The sequence below is a fragment of the Streptomyces sp. IBSBF 2435 genome, from assembly GCF_036815005.1.
Taxonomy (GTDB): Bacteria; Actinomycetota; Actinomycetes; order Streptomycetales; family Streptomycetaceae; genus Actinacidiphila.
Genome location: NZ_JAJSYW010000015.1, coordinates 1 through 16013, shown reverse-complemented (window position 1 = coordinate 16013; position 16013 = coordinate 1). Strand labels below are relative to the sequence as shown.

At 71.1% G+C, this 16013-nt stretch carries 11 protein-coding genes and 5 pseudogenes; 8 read left to right on the top strand and 8 right to left on the bottom strand.

Annotated features, from left to right (window positions below; translation table 11 throughout):
* Positions 1–428: 428 nt before the first annotated feature.
* Positions 429–754, bottom strand: a pseudogene (locus tag V7E46_RS05095) (aldo/keto reductase); the annotation flags it as partial.
* Positions 755–935: pseudogene (locus tag V7E46_RS05090) on the bottom strand (IS1380 family transposase); the annotation flags it as partial.
* Between the two features lie 737 nt (positions 936–1672).
* Between V7E46_RS05090 and V7E46_RS05085 the strand changes: the two are divergent.
* The gene (locus V7E46_RS05085; protein WP_333767278.1) at positions 1673–1936 is read left to right on the top strand and encodes a GlsB/YeaQ/YmgE family stress response membrane protein; all 264 of its coding nucleotides are present in this window, start codon (positions 1673–1675) and stop codon (positions 1934–1936) included.
* A 360-nt stretch (positions 1937–2296) separates the two neighbouring features.
* On the opposite strand, the gene V7E46_RS05080 is transcribed toward V7E46_RS05085, so the two are convergent.
* The gene (locus V7E46_RS05080; RefSeq protein WP_333767277.1) at positions 2297–4012 is read right to left on the bottom strand and encodes a RecQ family ATP-dependent DNA helicase; all 1716 of its coding nucleotides are present in this window, start codon (positions 4010–4012) and stop codon (positions 2297–2299) included.
* Positions 4013–4358: 346 nt separating this feature from the next.
* On the opposite strand from V7E46_RS05080, the gene V7E46_RS05075 reads away from it, so the two are divergent.
* The 5 genes and pseudogenes from V7E46_RS05075 (at position 4359) to V7E46_RS05055 (ending at position 7616) form a co-directional block, all read left to right on the top strand.
* Positions 4359–4655: a DUF3253 domain-containing protein gene (locus tag V7E46_RS05075; protein ID WP_333767276.1), complete on the top strand. Its 297-nt coding sequence runs from the start codon at positions 4359–4361 to the stop codon at positions 4653–4655.
* Positions 4656–4846: 191 nt separating this feature from the next.
* The gene (locus V7E46_RS05070) at positions 4847–6217 is read left to right on the top strand and encodes a serine/threonine-protein kinase (protein ID WP_333767275.1); all 1371 of its coding nucleotides are present in this window, start codon (positions 4847–4849) and stop codon (positions 6215–6217) included.
* 17 nt (positions 6218–6234) lie between these two features.
* Positions 6235–6513, top strand: a pseudogene (locus V7E46_RS05065) (alpha/beta fold hydrolase); the annotation flags it as partial.
* Positions 6506–7090 carry a TetR/AcrR family transcriptional regulator gene (locus V7E46_RS05060; RefSeq protein WP_333767274.1) on the top strand — a complete coding sequence of 195 codons (585 nt, stop codon included), beginning with the start codon at positions 6506–6508 and terminating at the stop codon, positions 7088–7090. The pseudogene V7E46_RS05065 and the gene V7E46_RS05060, both read left to right, overlap by 8 nt.
* A gap of 1 nt (position 7091) precedes the next feature.
* Positions 7092–7616, top strand: coding sequence for a hypothetical protein (locus V7E46_RS05055; RefSeq protein WP_333767273.1), 525 nt, complete (start codon positions 7092–7094; stop codon positions 7614–7616).
* A 165-nt stretch (positions 7617–7781) separates the two neighbouring features.
* Here V7E46_RS05055 and V7E46_RS05050 read toward each other — a convergent pair.
* Positions 7782–7913: pseudogene (locus tag V7E46_RS05050) on the bottom strand (integrase core domain-containing protein); the annotation flags it as partial.
* Between the two features lie 236 nt (positions 7914–8149).
* Complete coding sequence (locus V7E46_RS05045; RefSeq protein ID WP_333767272.1) at positions 8150–8794, bottom strand: hypothetical protein; 645 nt, start codon at positions 8792–8794, stop codon at positions 8150–8152.
* Between the two features lie 681 nt (positions 8795–9475).
* Here V7E46_RS05045 and V7E46_RS05035 point away from each other — a divergent pair.
* Positions 9476–10741 (top strand): hypothetical protein, encoded by a 1266-nt coding sequence (locus tag V7E46_RS05035; protein ID WP_333767271.1) that lies wholly within the window; start codon positions 9476–9478, stop codon positions 10739–10741.
* A pseudogene (locus tag V7E46_RS05030) lies at positions 10729–10953 on the top strand (SDR family oxidoreductase); the annotation flags it as partial. The gene V7E46_RS05035 and the pseudogene V7E46_RS05030, both read left to right, overlap by 13 nt.
* Positions 10954–11061: 108 nt before the next feature.
* On the opposite strand, the gene V7E46_RS05025 reads toward V7E46_RS05030, so the two are convergent.
* From V7E46_RS05025 to V7E46_RS05015, 3 genes are all read right to left on the bottom strand, one after another.
* Positions 11062–12597 (bottom strand): ABC transporter ATP-binding protein, encoded by a 1536-nt coding sequence (locus V7E46_RS05025; protein ID WP_333767270.1) that lies wholly within the window; start codon positions 12595–12597, stop codon positions 11062–11064.
* A complete protein-coding gene (gene lanKC / locus V7E46_RS05020) occupies positions 12594–15281 on the bottom strand; it encodes a class III lanthionine synthetase LanKC (protein ID WP_333767269.1) in 2688 nt (895 codons plus the stop codon). The genes V7E46_RS05025 and lanKC overlap by 4 nt, the downstream gene beginning before the upstream one ends.
* Before the next feature lie 129 nt (positions 15282–15410).
* Positions 15411–15524 (bottom strand): class III lanthipeptide, encoded by a 114-nt coding sequence (locus V7E46_RS05015; RefSeq protein WP_333767268.1) that lies wholly within the window; start codon positions 15522–15524, stop codon positions 15411–15413.
* Between the last annotated feature and the right edge of the window lie 489 nt (positions 15525–16013).

Here is a 16013-nt window from a genome sequence, read left to right as displayed (position 1 = left end):
TGCCCCGTCCTCACGGTCCGGTGGGCACATCACCGTGGACGGAGTGCCGCACGAAAAGGCCCCACCACTCCCACTGTCCCACCTCCGCAAGGCATGTCAAAACGGTCGAATCGCCATGCGTGGCCAGTGGCGCGCCTGAAATCCGGCAGGCGCTGAGTCATGCCCGGCCCAAGTCAAACCGCTACCGGTCACTCGGCGGTCGGCCCGTCGTCGCACATCGAGGCACGATGCCCGCGGGTACGCACTTCGACGTCGTCCCAGGGCGCGAGCCCGGCGGGTATACGGCCGCAGCGCGTGCCTCCGAGCTGGGCCTGAACACCACCGCCGTCGAGGCCGAATACCAGGGCGGAGCACCGATGACGATCGTCTACGGCGTGGCGTATGGCCACTGGGCTGATCCACGCCGCCCCGGGCGCGATGCAGGGGTGTCACAGCATCTCCAGCGGCCGTTTGCCCTCCGGCGGCGGGAACGCCCGGTCCAGGGCCGCGAGGTCCTCTGCGGTCAGGTCCACCTCCAGAGCTGCCCGGTTGTCCTCGACGTGCGCGCGCGAGGACGCCTTCGGGATCGCGATGACGTCCTCGTGCCGCAGGACCCAGGCCAGCGCGATCTGCGCGGGCGTCGCACCACGGGCGGCTGCCACCTCCCGCAGCCCCGGATGACCCAGCAGACGGCCCTGCTCGACCGGCGAGTACGCCATGAGGGGGGGATCGACAGCTCACGGCACCTGGGCAGCAGACCGTACTCAGGGCCTCTGGGACGGGGCCGTTCCCCGCGGACAATCAGCCGCATGCCCCTCGGCCAGCCGGTCCAGGACGTCGCCGGTGAGCTCAGCCGCCCAGGCTCCGTCCCGGAACCCGCCGCCGGTCTCGACGGCCGCGTTCCAGGCCGAGGCCGGAACCCCCGGCATGCGGCTGTGGATCGGCTCGGTGACAGTCGGTGCGGGTCAGCGCTGTAGGGGTTGTCGTGGGAGACCCCGGCGATCGACCAGATTCTCCAGGGCCCCGGCACCCCGGGCGGCCCGCCACTCCTTGACATGCGGGTGGTAGAGCCGCTCCCGGCGCAGGACCGCGCCCACACTCTCCGGCACAGTGGGGACACAAGGGCCCGCGACCGACTACCACCCGTCGCCGACCAACAGCCCCCCACCGTATGCGACCTAGCGGGGCGCCGACCCGTCCGCACGCGCATCCTCACTGGCGCCGTCAACGAACACCGTTACACGGCCTGACCTGCTGCGAGGACTTTCCGAGCCCCGCAGGGTCGGACGGAGGAGGCCACGCTTTCCCGCCTTCTTCGCAGGGGTTCGGCCGGTGCGTTGCCTACCAGCCCGCGGGCCGGGAAAGTCGCGGTCTTGCCGGATCCGGAGGCCGGGATCGGGATCCCGCGCTGCCGCCGTGCCGGGCCGTCCTGCCTGCTCGCCGGGCGTCATCGGCGTTCGGACAGGGATCGGATGGGTGGTGCTGCCGGTCGCGGGACGCCCACGGGGGAGGGGAGCAGCGGTCAGGCCGTGATGACGGCGGCTGCTGTGCTGAGGCGGTGACCGGTCGAAGGGTGACAGCGGGTCAGAAGACACCGGGCGACGTGAGGTTTGGAGGCGGTGGTTGCGTCCATAAGGTGATCGACAGGAGTCAGTCGACAAAGGCATGACAGCGCAAAAAGAGGAGCACTGCCGTGGGTATCATCGCGTGGATCATCATCGGGCTGCTGGCCGGGGCCATCGCCAAGGCGCTCATGCCGGGCCGTGACCCGGGCGGCGTCATCATCACCATGCTCATCGGCGTGGCCGGCGGCCTGCTGGGCGGCTGGCTCGGCAAGGTGATCTTCCACGTCCACTCGATCAACGGCTTCTTCCACCTGTCGACGTGGATCGCCGCGATCGTCGGGTCCATGATCCTGCTGGCGATCTACCGCGTCATCACCGGTCGCCGCGCCTGACCGGACCGTGTGACAGCGGCGGTTCCCCCAGCCCCGGTACCCGGGCGGGGGAACCGCCGCTTCTCGCTGGCCGCCGCCCCGCGCACACCGAGCGCGGGGCGAACGGGTGCTCGCCGCGACGACGGCAGGAAACCTCTTTCGGCCTCGGCGGGAACTCCGGGTCCTAGTCGGCTGTCCCGTGGCACGCGACCACTCACCAGAGAAGTCCGCGGTACATCAGGAAGCAGTCCCCGTCTCGCTGCGCCGGTGTCTGAAAGGCCGGTGCCGGGGGCCCGCCCGCCGGAGCCTCCGGCAGCCGGTGCGACGACGGCCCCCGGCTCCCGCCCGAGGTCAGGGGCCAGAGGACCAGGTGCCAGGGCGTCAGGACTCAGGGGTCACCGTGAGCAGGCCGTTCTCCTGGACGACGGCCAAGGACAGGGTGCGGTAGCCGACCGTGTCGAAGAGCACGGTCAGACGCTCGTCCTCCTCGCTCATCACCGAGCCCTCTCCCCAGTGCCCGTGCCGGACGTGGGTGCCGGGAGGGAAGGAGCGCCGGTCGTCGCCGCCCGGTACCGCGGCGCGGGGCGCGGGGATCGGGCCACCGGTGCCGGACAGGACCGCGGGACCGCCGCCTCCACCATGCTGGGCGAGTTCGGCCGCCGCGCACCGGTCACAGGATCCGCATCCCTCGGACCGTTCTTCGGGCTGCCCGAAGTAGCCGAGCAGGAACCGGCGGCGGCATCCGGTGGTCTCCGCGTAGCCGCGCATCATGTCGACCCGTGACCGCTCCAACTGCTGGTGGGCGTCGCCGAGTTCGACCGCCTGTTGTGCCGCGCTGGCCGCGGTCCTGTCGCCGGTCGGCTCCAGGTCTCCGCTGTCGGTGGTGCGGACCGCGTCCACCTGCTCCAGGAGGTTGACGACCGCGGTCAGCCGGCTGGCCGTCAGGTGGGTCTCCTTTCGAAGGTCGCTCGGGTGAACCGGCTCGTCGTGCTTCTCCAGGGTGCTCGCCACCTGGGAGACGGTGTCCGGGTCCGGCCGGCCGGCCGCGAAGAAGCGCTGCATCCCGAGGTCCTGCGGTCGGTAGGCGAGGATCGCGCGCGAGGGCTCCCCGTCGCGGCCTGCCCGGCCGATCTCCTGGTAGTAGGCGTCCAGAGATCCGGGAACGGAAGCGTGCAGGACGAAGCGCACGTCCGGCTTGTCGATGCCCATCCCGAAGGCGGATGTCGCGACGACCACGTCCAGCGCACCCGACATGAACCGGTCGTGTACGGTGCTGCGATCGGTCCCCGGAAGCCCGGCGTGGTAGGCGGCCACATCCAGCCCGAGTGCGCCGAGCTCGTCCGCGTACTCCTCCGCCTCCCGGCGTGTCGCGGCGTAGACCAGGCCCGGTTTGGGCTCCGCCGCCGCGCGTTCGATCACGGCCCGCTTCTTGACCTCGGCGTCCCGGAAGGGGATCACCTCCAGGTGGATGTTGGGACGGTCGAAGCCGGTGACGACCTCGTGCACGTCGCGCATCCCGAGCTGGGCGATGACGTCAGCCCGCACGGGGGCGGCGGCACTCGCGGTCAGGGCGAGCACGGGGGGACGTCCGAGCCGGTCGATGACCTGCCCCAGGCGCAGGTACTCGGGGCGGAAGTCATGCCCCCACGACGACACGCACTGGGCTTCGTCCACCACGAACAGGGCCGGCTTCGCCGCCGCGAGCTGCTCGATCACGTCGTCCTTCGCCAACTGCTCCGGTGCCAGGAAGAGGAAATCGACGTCACCCGCGCTGATCCGGTCCCAAACCGCCGCGTTCTGACTGCCGCTCTGGGTGGAGTTCACCGCCACGGCGTCCGCACCCGTCCGGGCCAACAGCCCCTGCACCTGGTCCCGCTGGAGGGCGATCAGTGGAGAGACCACGACAGTCGGCCCCGGCATCAGCAGACCGGGCACCTGGTACACCGCGGACTTCCCCGCACCGGTAGGCATCACCACCAGCGTGTCCCGCCGCTCCATCACCGCTTCCATCGCCAGCAACTGCTCGGGCCGCAAACGGTCCCAGCCGAACACCTCACGCGCGCTGCGCTGAAGACGCCGCGATGACGCAGTGGCCATGATGCTCCTCGTGCTCGGTTCAGCCGGAGGCAGCGAACCCGCCCCCGGTGGCCAACCGGATACCCCCGCGGGCGCGTCGTAGCGTCCAGATCCCCTTCGGGTTCCTGCGTTGTCCTGGGGACGGCGGTCGCGTTTGCCGGGCAGCACGGCTGAGCTACGCACCGATCGTCCCGTGCTCCGTCGATGCGTCGGTGGCAGGACTCGGATCTCGAACCATGAGCGGCGATGAATCCCGACTCCGGCCCACGGGGCCGAGGCTCCCTCGTCCGCGCCAACGCCCTGATCCGTGTGGCCCCCCTCGCCAAGGCGGCTGCCACATCTGCGGCGGCGGAGCGATACTCGGAGGATGGCGGAAGACCAGGAGGAAGTCGGTGGGATTGTCGAGCGTGCCATTGTGGATCTGCTGGAGCGCCGAGACCCGACCTCGTCGATCTGCCCTTCCGATGCCGCGCGAGCGGCGTACACGGGAGAGGGCGACGGATGGCGCGCGCTGATGGAGCCGACACGTCAGGCCGCGTGGCGGCTGGCTGCGGCCGGTGTGATCGAGATCACCCAGGGTGATCGACCTGTCACACCGGCAGAGGTCCGCGGCCCGATCCGTATCCGTCGGGTCCGACAGCGAAGAGGGCCACGACCAGCATGATCAGCGTGGCGGCCCAGCCACGACTGAGCGGTTCGCGCTCCGGCCCCTCGGTCCACCATGCCCGATTCTGACCCGGGCCGTGGCACCGCCCGCCGGCGGGGCGGCCCCGGGGCCGCCCGTCTGTCCGTCCGAATGCACCACCAGGTCCGGGGTAGGAGGCGGGTCACGTCTTCGTCGTCTACGGGGGTCGCATGTCCGCCATTCAACGTCCTGACGGCCCTGCGGGCCCGCGGACCGGCGATGTCCTCGACGACCGGTACCGGTTGGACGAGATCCTGGGCACCGGCGGGACCGCCGACGTCTTCCGGGCCGCCGACCTGAGGCTGCGACGGGAGGTCGCGGTCAAGGTGTTCCGCCCGGGCGCCACCGCGGTCTCCGCCGACCGATTCTGCGAGGAGGCCATCCTGCTGGGCCGCCTGTCGCACCCGGCGCTGCTCGCGGTCCACGACACCGGCCGCTACCTCGGCGGCGCCTACGTGGTGATGCACCTGGTGAACGGCATCACCCTGCGCGAGCGCATCCACGGCGGGGCCCCGCTGACCGACGCCGACGTGGCGCGGCTGGGCGAACAACTGGCGCTGGCGCTGGCGCACGCCCACGCGGCCGGGATCGTCCACCGCGATGTGAAGCCGTCCAACGTCCTCCTCGGGCCCGGCGACATCCCGTATCTCGCCGACTTCGGGATCTCCCGGCTCATCGACGACCCCACCCGCGCGGAGCCCGGCACGGTGGTCGGCACGGTGCCTTATCTGGCCCCGGAACAGGTTCTCGGCAGAGGGGCAGGTCCGGCCAGCGACATCTACTCGTTGGGACTGGTCCTGCTCGAAGCGGTGAAGGGCGAGAAGGAGTACCAGGGAGCGCCGCTGGAGGCGAGCGCGGCCCGGCTGCTCCGGTCGCCGGAGATCCCCCGGTGGCTCCAGGCTGAGCTGGCACACGTCATCGAGGCGATGACCCGCAGCGAGCCCAGGGAGCGACCTGACGCCCGCCGCTGTGCCGAACTGCTGCACCGGGCGGCCGCCTCCCGTTCACCGCGGGCACTCGCCGCCATGGATGTCCCCACCCGGCCCAGCCGGACCGTCGTCCATGGCGCCCTCGCGCACCCGGAGCGCCGGCGGCGCGCGCTGGTCGCCGGCCTGACCGCCGTCGTGGTGGTCGGCGCCACGGCGGCAACGCTACTGGCCATGGACGGCGGCCCGGCCACGCCGGACACGGGCAGCCATCGCTCCGCTCCGGCCAGTGCGACGGCCAGCCCGTCCACACCGACCGGCGAGGTCAGCCCGGCGCGGGTCGGCCCCTCGACGGCCGGCCCGCCCTCCGCCCGGTCCCGGCACCGCATAGCGCCGAATCGGTCCCTGCCGGCCGCCCATCCGGCCTCGCCCGCGCCGGCACTCCGGCCCGCACCGCACGGCAGGCAGGACCCCCCGGGCAAAAAGAAGCCACCCGCACCCGCGCCCCGGAAAGCCGCGCCGCCGCATCCGGCCGGGGAAGAGAAGAGCGTGGCGGCCCCGAAGGCCGCGTCCGGGGCCGGCCCGGGCAACGAGGCCGAACCGGGCCGGCCCTAGAAGACTCATGAAGATCTGGTGGGATGCGGGCGATGCAGAAGATGGGGCGGTCCGCGCCGACCGACGCCGGCGCCCAGTTGGGCAACGTGCGGTGCCCCGCCCTGATCGTCCAAGGTTCGCTCGACCCCGACTGGGCCGATCCGCGCGCCGAGGGCGAGGCGATCGTAGCTGCGATGCCGGCCGGTGTGGGAGAGCTCGCGATGGTCGAGGGAGCCGGCCACTACCCGCACGACCAGTACCCCGAGGAGACGGTGACCCTGATGCTGGCCTTCCTGGAAGCACACGCCCGTGCCTAGGGCAGGACTCGATACGAGCACCGTCGTCGCGGCGGGAGCGGCGCTCGCCGACGAGGTCGGTTTAGCGGGCCTGACCATGGGTCTGCTGGCCGACAGGCTCGGCGTACGGCCGCCGTCCCTGTACAAGCACGTCAGCTCCCTGCAAGAACTGCGGCACGGCATTTCCGTCCAGGCCAAGCGTGAATTCGGCCATCAGCTGGCCCGGGAGTCCGTCGGCCGTTCCGGCCCGGACGCGGTCCGGGCGTTCGCCAACAGCTACCGCCGCTGGGCGCTGGAGCATCCCGGCCGCTACGCCGCCACCGTCCCCGCTCCGGCGGCCGGTGACGAGGAGGACCGCCGCGTCAGCGAAGAGGCCTTGCAGATTCTGCTCGATGTCCTCGCCGGTTTCGGCCTGCCCGACGCGCGCGTGGTCGACTCCGCAAGGGCGCTGCGGTCGGCGCTGCACGGGTTCGTCACCCTTGAGGGGGCCGGCGGCTTCGGGATGCCCCGCGACGTCACGCGGAGTTTCCACTTTCTCATCGACACCCTGATCGCCGGCTTCCGGGCCGACCCCCCTGATCACGACTCCGAAGGATGACATGGCCGCCACCGATCCCTCCGTGTCCACCCCGCAGCCGCCGGTGAACAGGAGAGCTCCGGCCGAGCCGTTGTCCGAGGCACCCTTTGCCGACGGAGGCCGGAAGGCCGCCGTCGGCACCGTGAGGGCCACGACGCAACGGCCGGGGCACGACTACGTCCGAGGCGGTATGCGCTTCGCCGGCGAGGTGGCCGCTTGGGTGTGCACTCCCTGGGCCCTGTGGCCGTACTCGGTGACGCTGGCGATCTGCGCCGTCCTGCTGCTGATCGGGCTGCCTGCCGTCTTCAGTACCCCGGGTGACCGGCCCGGCGGAGACGCGCCCGTTGCGGTGCCGGGCATCGTCACCATCTTGCTGGTCGTGCTCCAGCTGGTGGCGGCGGCAGCTTCTGCGTGGGCGCTGCGGGCGACGTGGATCGCCGCAACGGTGACCGTCCTGTGCCTGGTCGTGCCGTTTGCGGAGCTACCGCGCTGGCGAGTCCTGCTGAGCGCGAACCGCGATCGAGCTGGGCTCCCCGCGCACGGGTGATTGCGGAGACCTGGGTCCTGTTCCGCACCACGGCCGTGCAGGTACAGGCCGGAGCCGCACAGACCGGTCGTCGTCACCTTGACGACGATGTCCGAGCGGTCCGCGTCTCAGCCGCCGCTTCGGCCCGCCCGCGCCTTGGCAGCCCTCCCGGCCGCCGACACGGAACAGGGTGACGGTTTCGAGGAAGTCGCAGACCAGGAGGGCCTCGACCTGGGAGCGCAGAAAGTCTGCCCATGTACTGGAGGACCGCTCGGGTGTCGGTGGGATGCCGGTTCCCTTCGGGATCTCCCCCGCAGTGGGGCCGGGACCGGGCCGCGTGCCGCCAGGCGATCAGATCACTCAGATCCTCAGGATCCAGCGGCCCGTGTGTCCAGGATCCGGGGTGTCGAGGCCGGTCGTGCTTGCTCCGGCCGACAGGGTTCGGACCTGTCAGGTCTCCTTTTCAGAGCCCGCACGATGCCCTGCAGGGCCGCCTCAGGGGCGCCGGCCGTTGCCGGGAGCGGCCGTGCGGAGCGCCACGGCCGCTCTGCGGGTCAGGAGATCCGTTGCAGGCTGGCGGTGTCGATGTCGGTGGTCCCGCCGTTGGGCGACGGGTAGATCTGGAACCGGAGGGTGCCCGTCGGCACCGGCACGCCGTAGATCAGCACATAGTTCTGGTAGCCGGTCGCGGCGTCGACGCTGTAGTTGCTGCACAGGCTGTTGTTGGTGGTGTAGATGCTCCACAGGCAGAAGGTGCCGGTCGCGGTGCCGGACGCCGAGGAGAGCCACACCGAGGCCTCGTACACCCCGCCGGCGCCGTAGGGCGACACCACGTCCTGATAGACGGAGCCGCCGGCGGTGTCGGAGTTGGTGGCCAGGTATCCGGTGCCGTCGTGGGCCGGGGACGGGGCGCCGGCCGACGTGTCGTAGTCGGCCCAGTTGACGACCGCGCCCGGGGGCGTCAGCCGCTGCCAGCCGGCGATGCTCTGTTCGAAGGATCCCGCGGACAGCAGGTTGGGGCTGACCACCTCGGGCCGGGCGGGCTTCGTCAGGTTGGTTGCCACGTGCTCAGGGGCCGCGGAGGCCGCCTGCCCCGGAGCCGTGGCCTGTGCCGGGCCGGCGGCGATCAGCCCGCACAGACCGACAGCGGTGGCCGCGGGGATCACGAGGGCTTTGAGGCCGGGAAACTTGCTGCGCATGATGACGTCCTTGTCGCCGATCGAATGGGACCGTACGCGCGCTGGGCGTGCTGTGGTGGCGCAGACGCCCGCCGGAGGGCGAGCCGTTGCCACGATGGCACCGGAGAGCGATCGAGAGCAACAGCGCCACGACGAGTACGGAGCGAACAAGCCGTTCGGTGCGCAGCGCTGACGAACGGCGCCGCGGCCGTCATCATGCTCGGGCACTTCCACGTACCGGTATGGCGGGTGGGCGGGTCCGGTGGCCGGCCGTCGTGGACCGGGCGCGGGTGCGGCCGGTCCACGACGGCCCCTGGCCGCCGTCGATGTCGTCGCCGCGGTGTATGTGATGGGCGGCGCGTTCGCCTGCCGGCATCTGCTCGCCGGAGCCCGTCGGCACCTCACCCAGACCCTGCGTGGCCGCCGCGCCGAGCCGGGCCTGGACCGGGGAATCGTGCAGACGGCCATCGACGGCTCCACCCGGCCCGTCGGCCGCGGCCGGGAGACGACAGCGAACCTGCAGGCGCTGTACCCGCGTGAGAACGCGGACCAAGCCGTGGGTGCGCCCGCCTACCCGGGCCCGCTCCAGGCCTCGCCGCCGGTGGCGGGGCGGGTAGCAGTGCCCGTCACCGTGCGAAAGCCGTGGCGGACATCCGCCGTCCGCTCACGCCCGGGATCGGAATCTGCCAGAGTGTGGGGCTCATGAGGACGTATTGGTTAGCGCGCTGGGTCCGCGTGATCGCCGCGACGGTCGCCGTGGCCGGTGCCCTGGCGGCCTGCGGCGGAGACCCGGTGCCGCCCCCCGTCGACACGTCCCCGGGCGCGCACGGCGGCGCCGAGCCGCAGCCGGAGCTCCAGGACCCGCCGCGGGCCTTCGCGCCCGACCACGCCTCGGTCCTCCAGGGGAACTGGTTCTCGTCGGTGCGCAACCAGGATATCGACGAGGTCATGACGGTCGGCGACGGACGCGCGTACGCGTACGACACCAAACTCGTCGGCGTCACCGGCCTGCGGCTGGCGGACGGCGGAACCGCCTGGCGTACCCGGGTCCCCGACGCCGACACGCTGGTGAGCGCGCCGCGCTTCGGCGGCGGGATCGTGGCCGGCGCCTTCCGTACCGACATCGCGGGGACCGGCACCGCCGAGGACCGGGCCGCGAACGTCGTCGTCGGCTTCGACGCGGCGAGCGGCAGGACGCTGTGGTCGCAGGACGTCGGCGGTGCCGAGAACGACGACAGCGACATGCTGCTCGCCCAGGACGACCCGGTGCCCGAGGTCATCGACATGGACGCCGAGCACGTCCTGGTCACCGTCGCCTCCCAGGGCTACTCCGAGACGCCGGCCAGGTCCGTGCTGCTCGACGCCCGTACCGGCAAGGTGCTGTGGACCGACGACGACCTGACCGCCGTCGACCTGGACGGCTCCGCGATCGACGGCCTCCGCCGTGACGGCGCCTATGCGGGCGTGTCCGTGGCGGACGGACACCGGCTCTGGGAGCGCAGCCTCGGCGTCGGCGAGGCGCAGACGTCGGACGCGGGACCCGGGCTGACGCTCGCTGTGGCGATCGAGTTCGACCTGCTGATCGACCCGGCCACCGGCAAGGTCGTCATCGACTTCGGCGACACCATGATGACGCGCTGCGACTACGACGGCAGGGACACCACCGTCTGCTCGGGCCGCGGCGCCGATCAGGGCGCGGCCGTGTGGGCCGTCGACGTCCACACCCACCAGGTGCTGTGGCGGCTGCCGGACGCGGCCGCGCACCGCGAGGCGCCGGGCGTGACGGCGGCCTGGCACGGCGTGGTCTACGGCGTCGGGCACGACCCGATGACGCTCGACGCCAGGACCGGCAGGGACCTACGCGCCACCACGGGCCTGGACGACTCGCCCTTCCTGGTCACCGCGGGCTACGGCCTGGTCTACGACGACCTGTCGCACTCGGTCACCGTCTACCAGGCAGCCGGGTGAACGGCATCACCCCCGGCGGCACCGCCACGGAGATGATCGACGCCTGGGAGGCGGTGTCCCCGGGCGTCATCGAGCGCAACAACGCGGCGACCCCGCTCGGCCGCATGGCCGAGCCCCGCGAGGTCGCCGAGGTGGCCGCGTGGCTGCTCAGCGACCGCGCCGCGATGGCGACCGGCGCGCTCGTGCCGGTCGACGGCGGCGTCGGTGCCTGAAAGGGAGAACGTGGGGGAGCCGTGACGGCTCCTCAGCAGCGGCCCAGGGCCCCAGCGAGCGAGAACGCACAGGTCCTAGCATGATCAGCACGTCACGCCGGTCATCGCTCAGATGATGGCGGCCCCCAGGCCGGCCCGGGAGAGGGTCACCACCCGGTCGAAGGAACTGTCGAGTTCCTCGTCGCCGTGGTGCACGACCAGCAGGCCGCGACCCCGGGTGCGTTCGTCCAGGGCCCGCAGCACCAGCCTTCTGCCGTGCTCGTCGAGGTTGGCGAAGGGTTCGTCGGCGAGGTAGAGGTCCGCGTCCTCGCTCAGCAGGGCCGCCACCGCGGTCCGCTGCCGCTGGCCCGAGGACAGATCCGAGGGCAGGTGGCCGGCGAACTCGCCCAGACCGAGTGCCGTCCGCAGCGGTTCTTCGGGCACCAGCTCCCCTACCGGCAGCGGAGGCAGGTGGACCGGGGCGGTCAGGCTCGCCACCCGGCCCGGCCGCGTGACCGCACCGGCGTCCGGGGCGAGTGTCCCGGCGATGACGTGCAGCAGAGTGGTCTTGCCGCAGCCGTTGGGTCCGCGCAGCAGCACGTGCTCGCCCGGATTCAGCCCGAAGTCGTCGAGTGCGACGCCTTCCCCGCTGCCGTCTCCGTACCGGACGAGAACCCGGCGCACTGACACCATGGCTCCCTCGTCGTGGTAAGGGGCTGTCCTCTCTCCGCGCAGTGTCTGGATCCGTCTGAGTACGGCGGTATTGCGACGGGCCTGCGGGACCACATTGACGAGGTCGAAGATGCCGGTGACGGCCCGCCACAGGGAGTTGACGAAGGCCAGGAAACTTCCGAAGGACATCCGGCCGGCGAACACGAAGTAGGCCCCGATGAGCATCGACGCGGTGTCGGAGAGGTTCATCACCAGGCTGCTCAGCGTGCTCTGCTTCTGGGCGAGCCGGAAGTTGGCGAGTCCGATGCGCAGGAAGCCGCGCAACGCGACCCTGTTCTCGGTACGGGTGCCGGGCATGAGCGAGGGCAGGCCGCGCAGGGCGTGAAAGGACGCCAGCGTCCGGGTCAGCGTGTTGACGTACCGGGCCTCTGCCTCGCGTTCGGGCTCGGTGTTGTCCTCGATCCGCTTGGCCGTGCGGTTGCTGACGAACACCAGAGGCGGCACGATGACCAGAAGGATCAGGCTGGCCTGCCAGGACAGGTACAGCAGCACAACGATGAACGCGGCCGAGGCCACCGCCTGCCGCGCGATCCGGATCGAGACGTCGACCGCCGGCAGGACGCCTTCCTTGACGTCGTTGTGGATCCGGCTGACGTAGGAGGCGTTGCCGGACTCCGCCATCCGGCGTCCGTCCAGCGCGATCGCCCGGTCGAGCAACTCCATCTCCAGGGACAGCACCAGCGTGTTCTCGAACCGCTTCCGCCACCAGGCGAGCCAGTAACTCCCCAGGTTGAGCGTGAAACCCAGCAGCGCGTACAGGGCCGCGAGCCGGGAGAACCGGTGGAAGTCGCTGGTCAGGACTGCCTGGTCGAACAGCGCCTTGAGCAGCAGCGGATGGAGCAGGGCCTCCGCCCCGCACATGGTCGCCTCAATCGCCATGATCACCGAAAACGCGGTCCTGTGGCCGCGCAGAATCCGCCACAGCTCTTTCACGTCGACACCTCGTCGAGCAGGAAATCCGCGGTGCCGCCGTGGTTGGCGCGGTGGAGTACGCGCAGGACTCCGGCCGAGCCGGTCGCGTAGTCGCACGAGCAGCGCAGGAGCCCTTCGCCGGGGACGCCCAGTGGCGCGGTTCCGTCCTGACGGGTCAGGCCGAAGCGGGCGGCGGGCTCGAAGAGGAAGACCTCGCGGACGAAGTCCAACTGGCGCAGTGCGGTGTCCCGGTAGGAGGAATCACCGGTGAACGCTGCGGCGTCCAGCAGCGCGTCCGCGATGCCGCTCATGCCGAAGGTGTAACCCGGCAGTACCGACTGGCCCACGTCCAGGGCCCGCAGCACCTGGCGGGCGGCTTCGAGGTCGCCGTAGCGCAGCAGCACCTGTGCGACACCGGCGTTGCCGACCTCGACGTACGGCTCCATCGTGCCCTCGTGCGCGAACATCGGCACGCCGTCGACCGGCTCGGCATGGTCCATCTCCCAGGCCAGTGCGCCGCGTCCCAGGCGCAGGAAGGACGCGTCGCCGGTGACCTGGTGCATGCGCAGCAGGAACAGCGCGACGCCGGCCTGCCCGAAGCCGAGTCCGGTCAGCGGCTGGTGGTTGTCGCTTCCGGAGTAGTCGTTGAGCCAGAAGGTGTGCCGGCCGTCGTGGTGGGCGCGCTCGCGCAGGAGCTGGGCGCACTGCTGAGCGGCGGCGAGGTCGGTGTCGTGTCCGCTGGTGAGGTGGAAGCGCAGGTTGGTCATGCCGAGCCCGGCCAGGCCGTAGTAGAAGGTGTGGTCGCCGATGCCGGGGGCGCGGCGGTTGGCCTCGGCCAACAGGCGGCGGGCTTGCGGGTGCAGGCCCAGAGAACCGGCCGCCCAGGCGATGCCTGCCAGGCCGTTCATCAGGCCGTCGGGGTAATGGGCCGGTTCGGCAGTGTCGAGCCGGTCGCGCAGCCAGTCGCGCCACTGGGGGCGGACGGGGATGCCGGAGGCGTTGAGCGCCCACAGGACACCGGCGGCTCCGAAGCCGAGGCTGAGCGGGTTGGTGACGTGGGCGAAGGGGTCCACCGGGAAGAGGGTGGTCCGCCCGGTGTCGGCGACCGCCGTCACGAACGCGGCCACTCCGGCCTGTACCCCCGGCAGCCCGAGCCGCTCCTCCACCACCGGGCGCCGAGGCGCGACCGCCACCTGGCCGAGTAACTCCTCCTCGTCCGCGAGTGCGCCGAGGACCTCGGTGAGGGTGGTCCGCGCCTGCGCCAGCTCCATGATCAACTCGTGGACGCGGGCCGGCCAGCCCAGGCTGTCGGTGAAGACGCGGAAGAGGCCGAGGACATCCTCGCGCAGGTACGACATCGCGGCGATCGGGAAGACGAAGTACGCCATGGTGGTTGCCAGCCCGTACAGGTCGTCCTCGGGGGCAGAGGCCCGGAAGCGGCGCTTGGAGTGGCTGAAGCCGGGGGTGAACAACTCGACCTGCTCCGCCAGGTGTGCGTCGTCCTGCGAGTCCGCCTCGGCCAGCCGGCACGACTCCAGGTCGATGACGGTGACGTCGAAGGTCTCGGCGTCGACCACCAGGTTCGCGGCGGTGAGGTCGCCGAGGATGACCTTTCGCTCGTGGGCGGCCCGCACCGCCCGCGCCAGCCCGCGGAACACCGCCAGGTAGATCCGCAGGAACTCGCGGGACCTGTCGGTGTCGATCACCGGGCGGGCGAGCGGATTGTGTTCGAGCAGTACCGAGCGGATGTCGGTGCCGCCGATGTGCTCCTCGGCGACGAAGTGGTGCTCCCAGTGGCGGAACGCGGCGACCGGGGTGGGGAAGCAGTCCAGGTCGCCCAGCCGGTTGATGAAGGTCCACTCACGGGCGAGGATGTGCACCGCGTCGTGGTCCAGCCGCGGATTGAGGTTCGTGTGGGGACGGGCCTCCTTGAGTACGACGACCCGGTCGTCGTCCGCGGTGTCCTCCGCGGTGTAGACCCCGCCGCTGTTGGAGAACTGGATCGCCCCGGTGACCCGGAAACGGCCGCCGAGCAGCCCGTCGCCCTCCGTGGTCCCGGCCGGCTTCCAGTCGCTGAACGGCCAGGACACCCACCACGGGTGGGCGTGGCCCGGGCGACGGTCGTCGTCGACCGGCCCGTCGGGCCCGGTGATGTACGGCACCCGCCGGCCCATGACGTCGACGGTGTGGGTGTCCAGGAACTGGCCGTAGCGGAAGTAGAGGGACCTGTTGTCCCGGAAGCGCAGGTCGGACAGGACATAGGCGCCCTCGGCCCCGTCCAGCAGGCGGTCCAGGTCGGCCAGGCAGCTGCGGAACTCGTCGTCGTCGTGTGGGTAGACCGTGATGAATTTCCCGCCGCTGCCCCGGGCCATCGCCTTCGAATTGAGCATTTCAAGGATGTTGGGGTCGAGAGCGATCTTGAAGTCGATGTCCCGGGCCGTGAGGTACCCGATCGCCGTGTCGGCGATCTCCTGCGCGTTGCGGTGGTGCCCCGACACATGGATCTTCCAGCCCTGGGCAGGCAGAGCGGGATTGTGCCGATGACTCCACCAGATACCGCTGCGGACAAAACGCGCACGAGTCCGTTCGTCGAGCAAAGCGAGGAAATGGTCCCGTCTCGGCTTGTAGAAGACGTCCAGCGGGTCGAAGAAGAGCGTATTGTTCCAGGCGTAAAGGAATCGGTTGACCCATCGTTCGTCGCGCATCTCCGCCTCCGTGGGCCCGTGGAGCACCTTCGTGCGGTCACCCTCACGCGCTCTGGCGACCGCTGGCGCCGCGCGCTGCCGGGAAACGGACCGGGCGGCGGGAGCCCGGGGGTCCCGCCGCCCGGTCCGTCAGCCCTCTTCCTTCACGTCGCAGCAACTGCTGCTGCTGCTGGTCAGGCTGACAATCGCCGGCCTGTTCGTCGATACGCTCGGCTGCAGCGTCTGTAGATCGAGCACGCTCATGACGGCATCTCCTCTCTATGCGGCGGGGGACTGCGGATCACGAAAAAGGCCTTGCCGCGTCCGGGTGTGTACCTCTCGTACGCCATGCCGATCAAGACGTACGACTGCCCGGTGGGACAAGGCTCAGCTTCTCCGGTCGATCTGCCGACCGTGAGACGAAACGGTCGCCGAGAACGCTGTTCGGCGTCAAGTGGAAGGGCCTGCGAAGCAGATACGTCATTGTGATGAGGTGGCGGAACCGTCCAGCTCCGGGCGGTGCACAAGCCTGGATATCCTCTTCTGGCCGGAAAGGCAGACTTGACGGGCCGTCGATATCCCGGCCGGGCCGGCCCGGCCGGAGCCCCACGGAACCCCTTCGCCCCGACCGCCTCATGCCACCCTCCGGCGTGGCGGCGCCACGACGCCCCGGCGTAGATGCACACCGTCGCACGACGGATGCACGCGGGGACGCCGGGGGGGTGCCCCGCCCGCACCCGGGTGGGCGGGCGG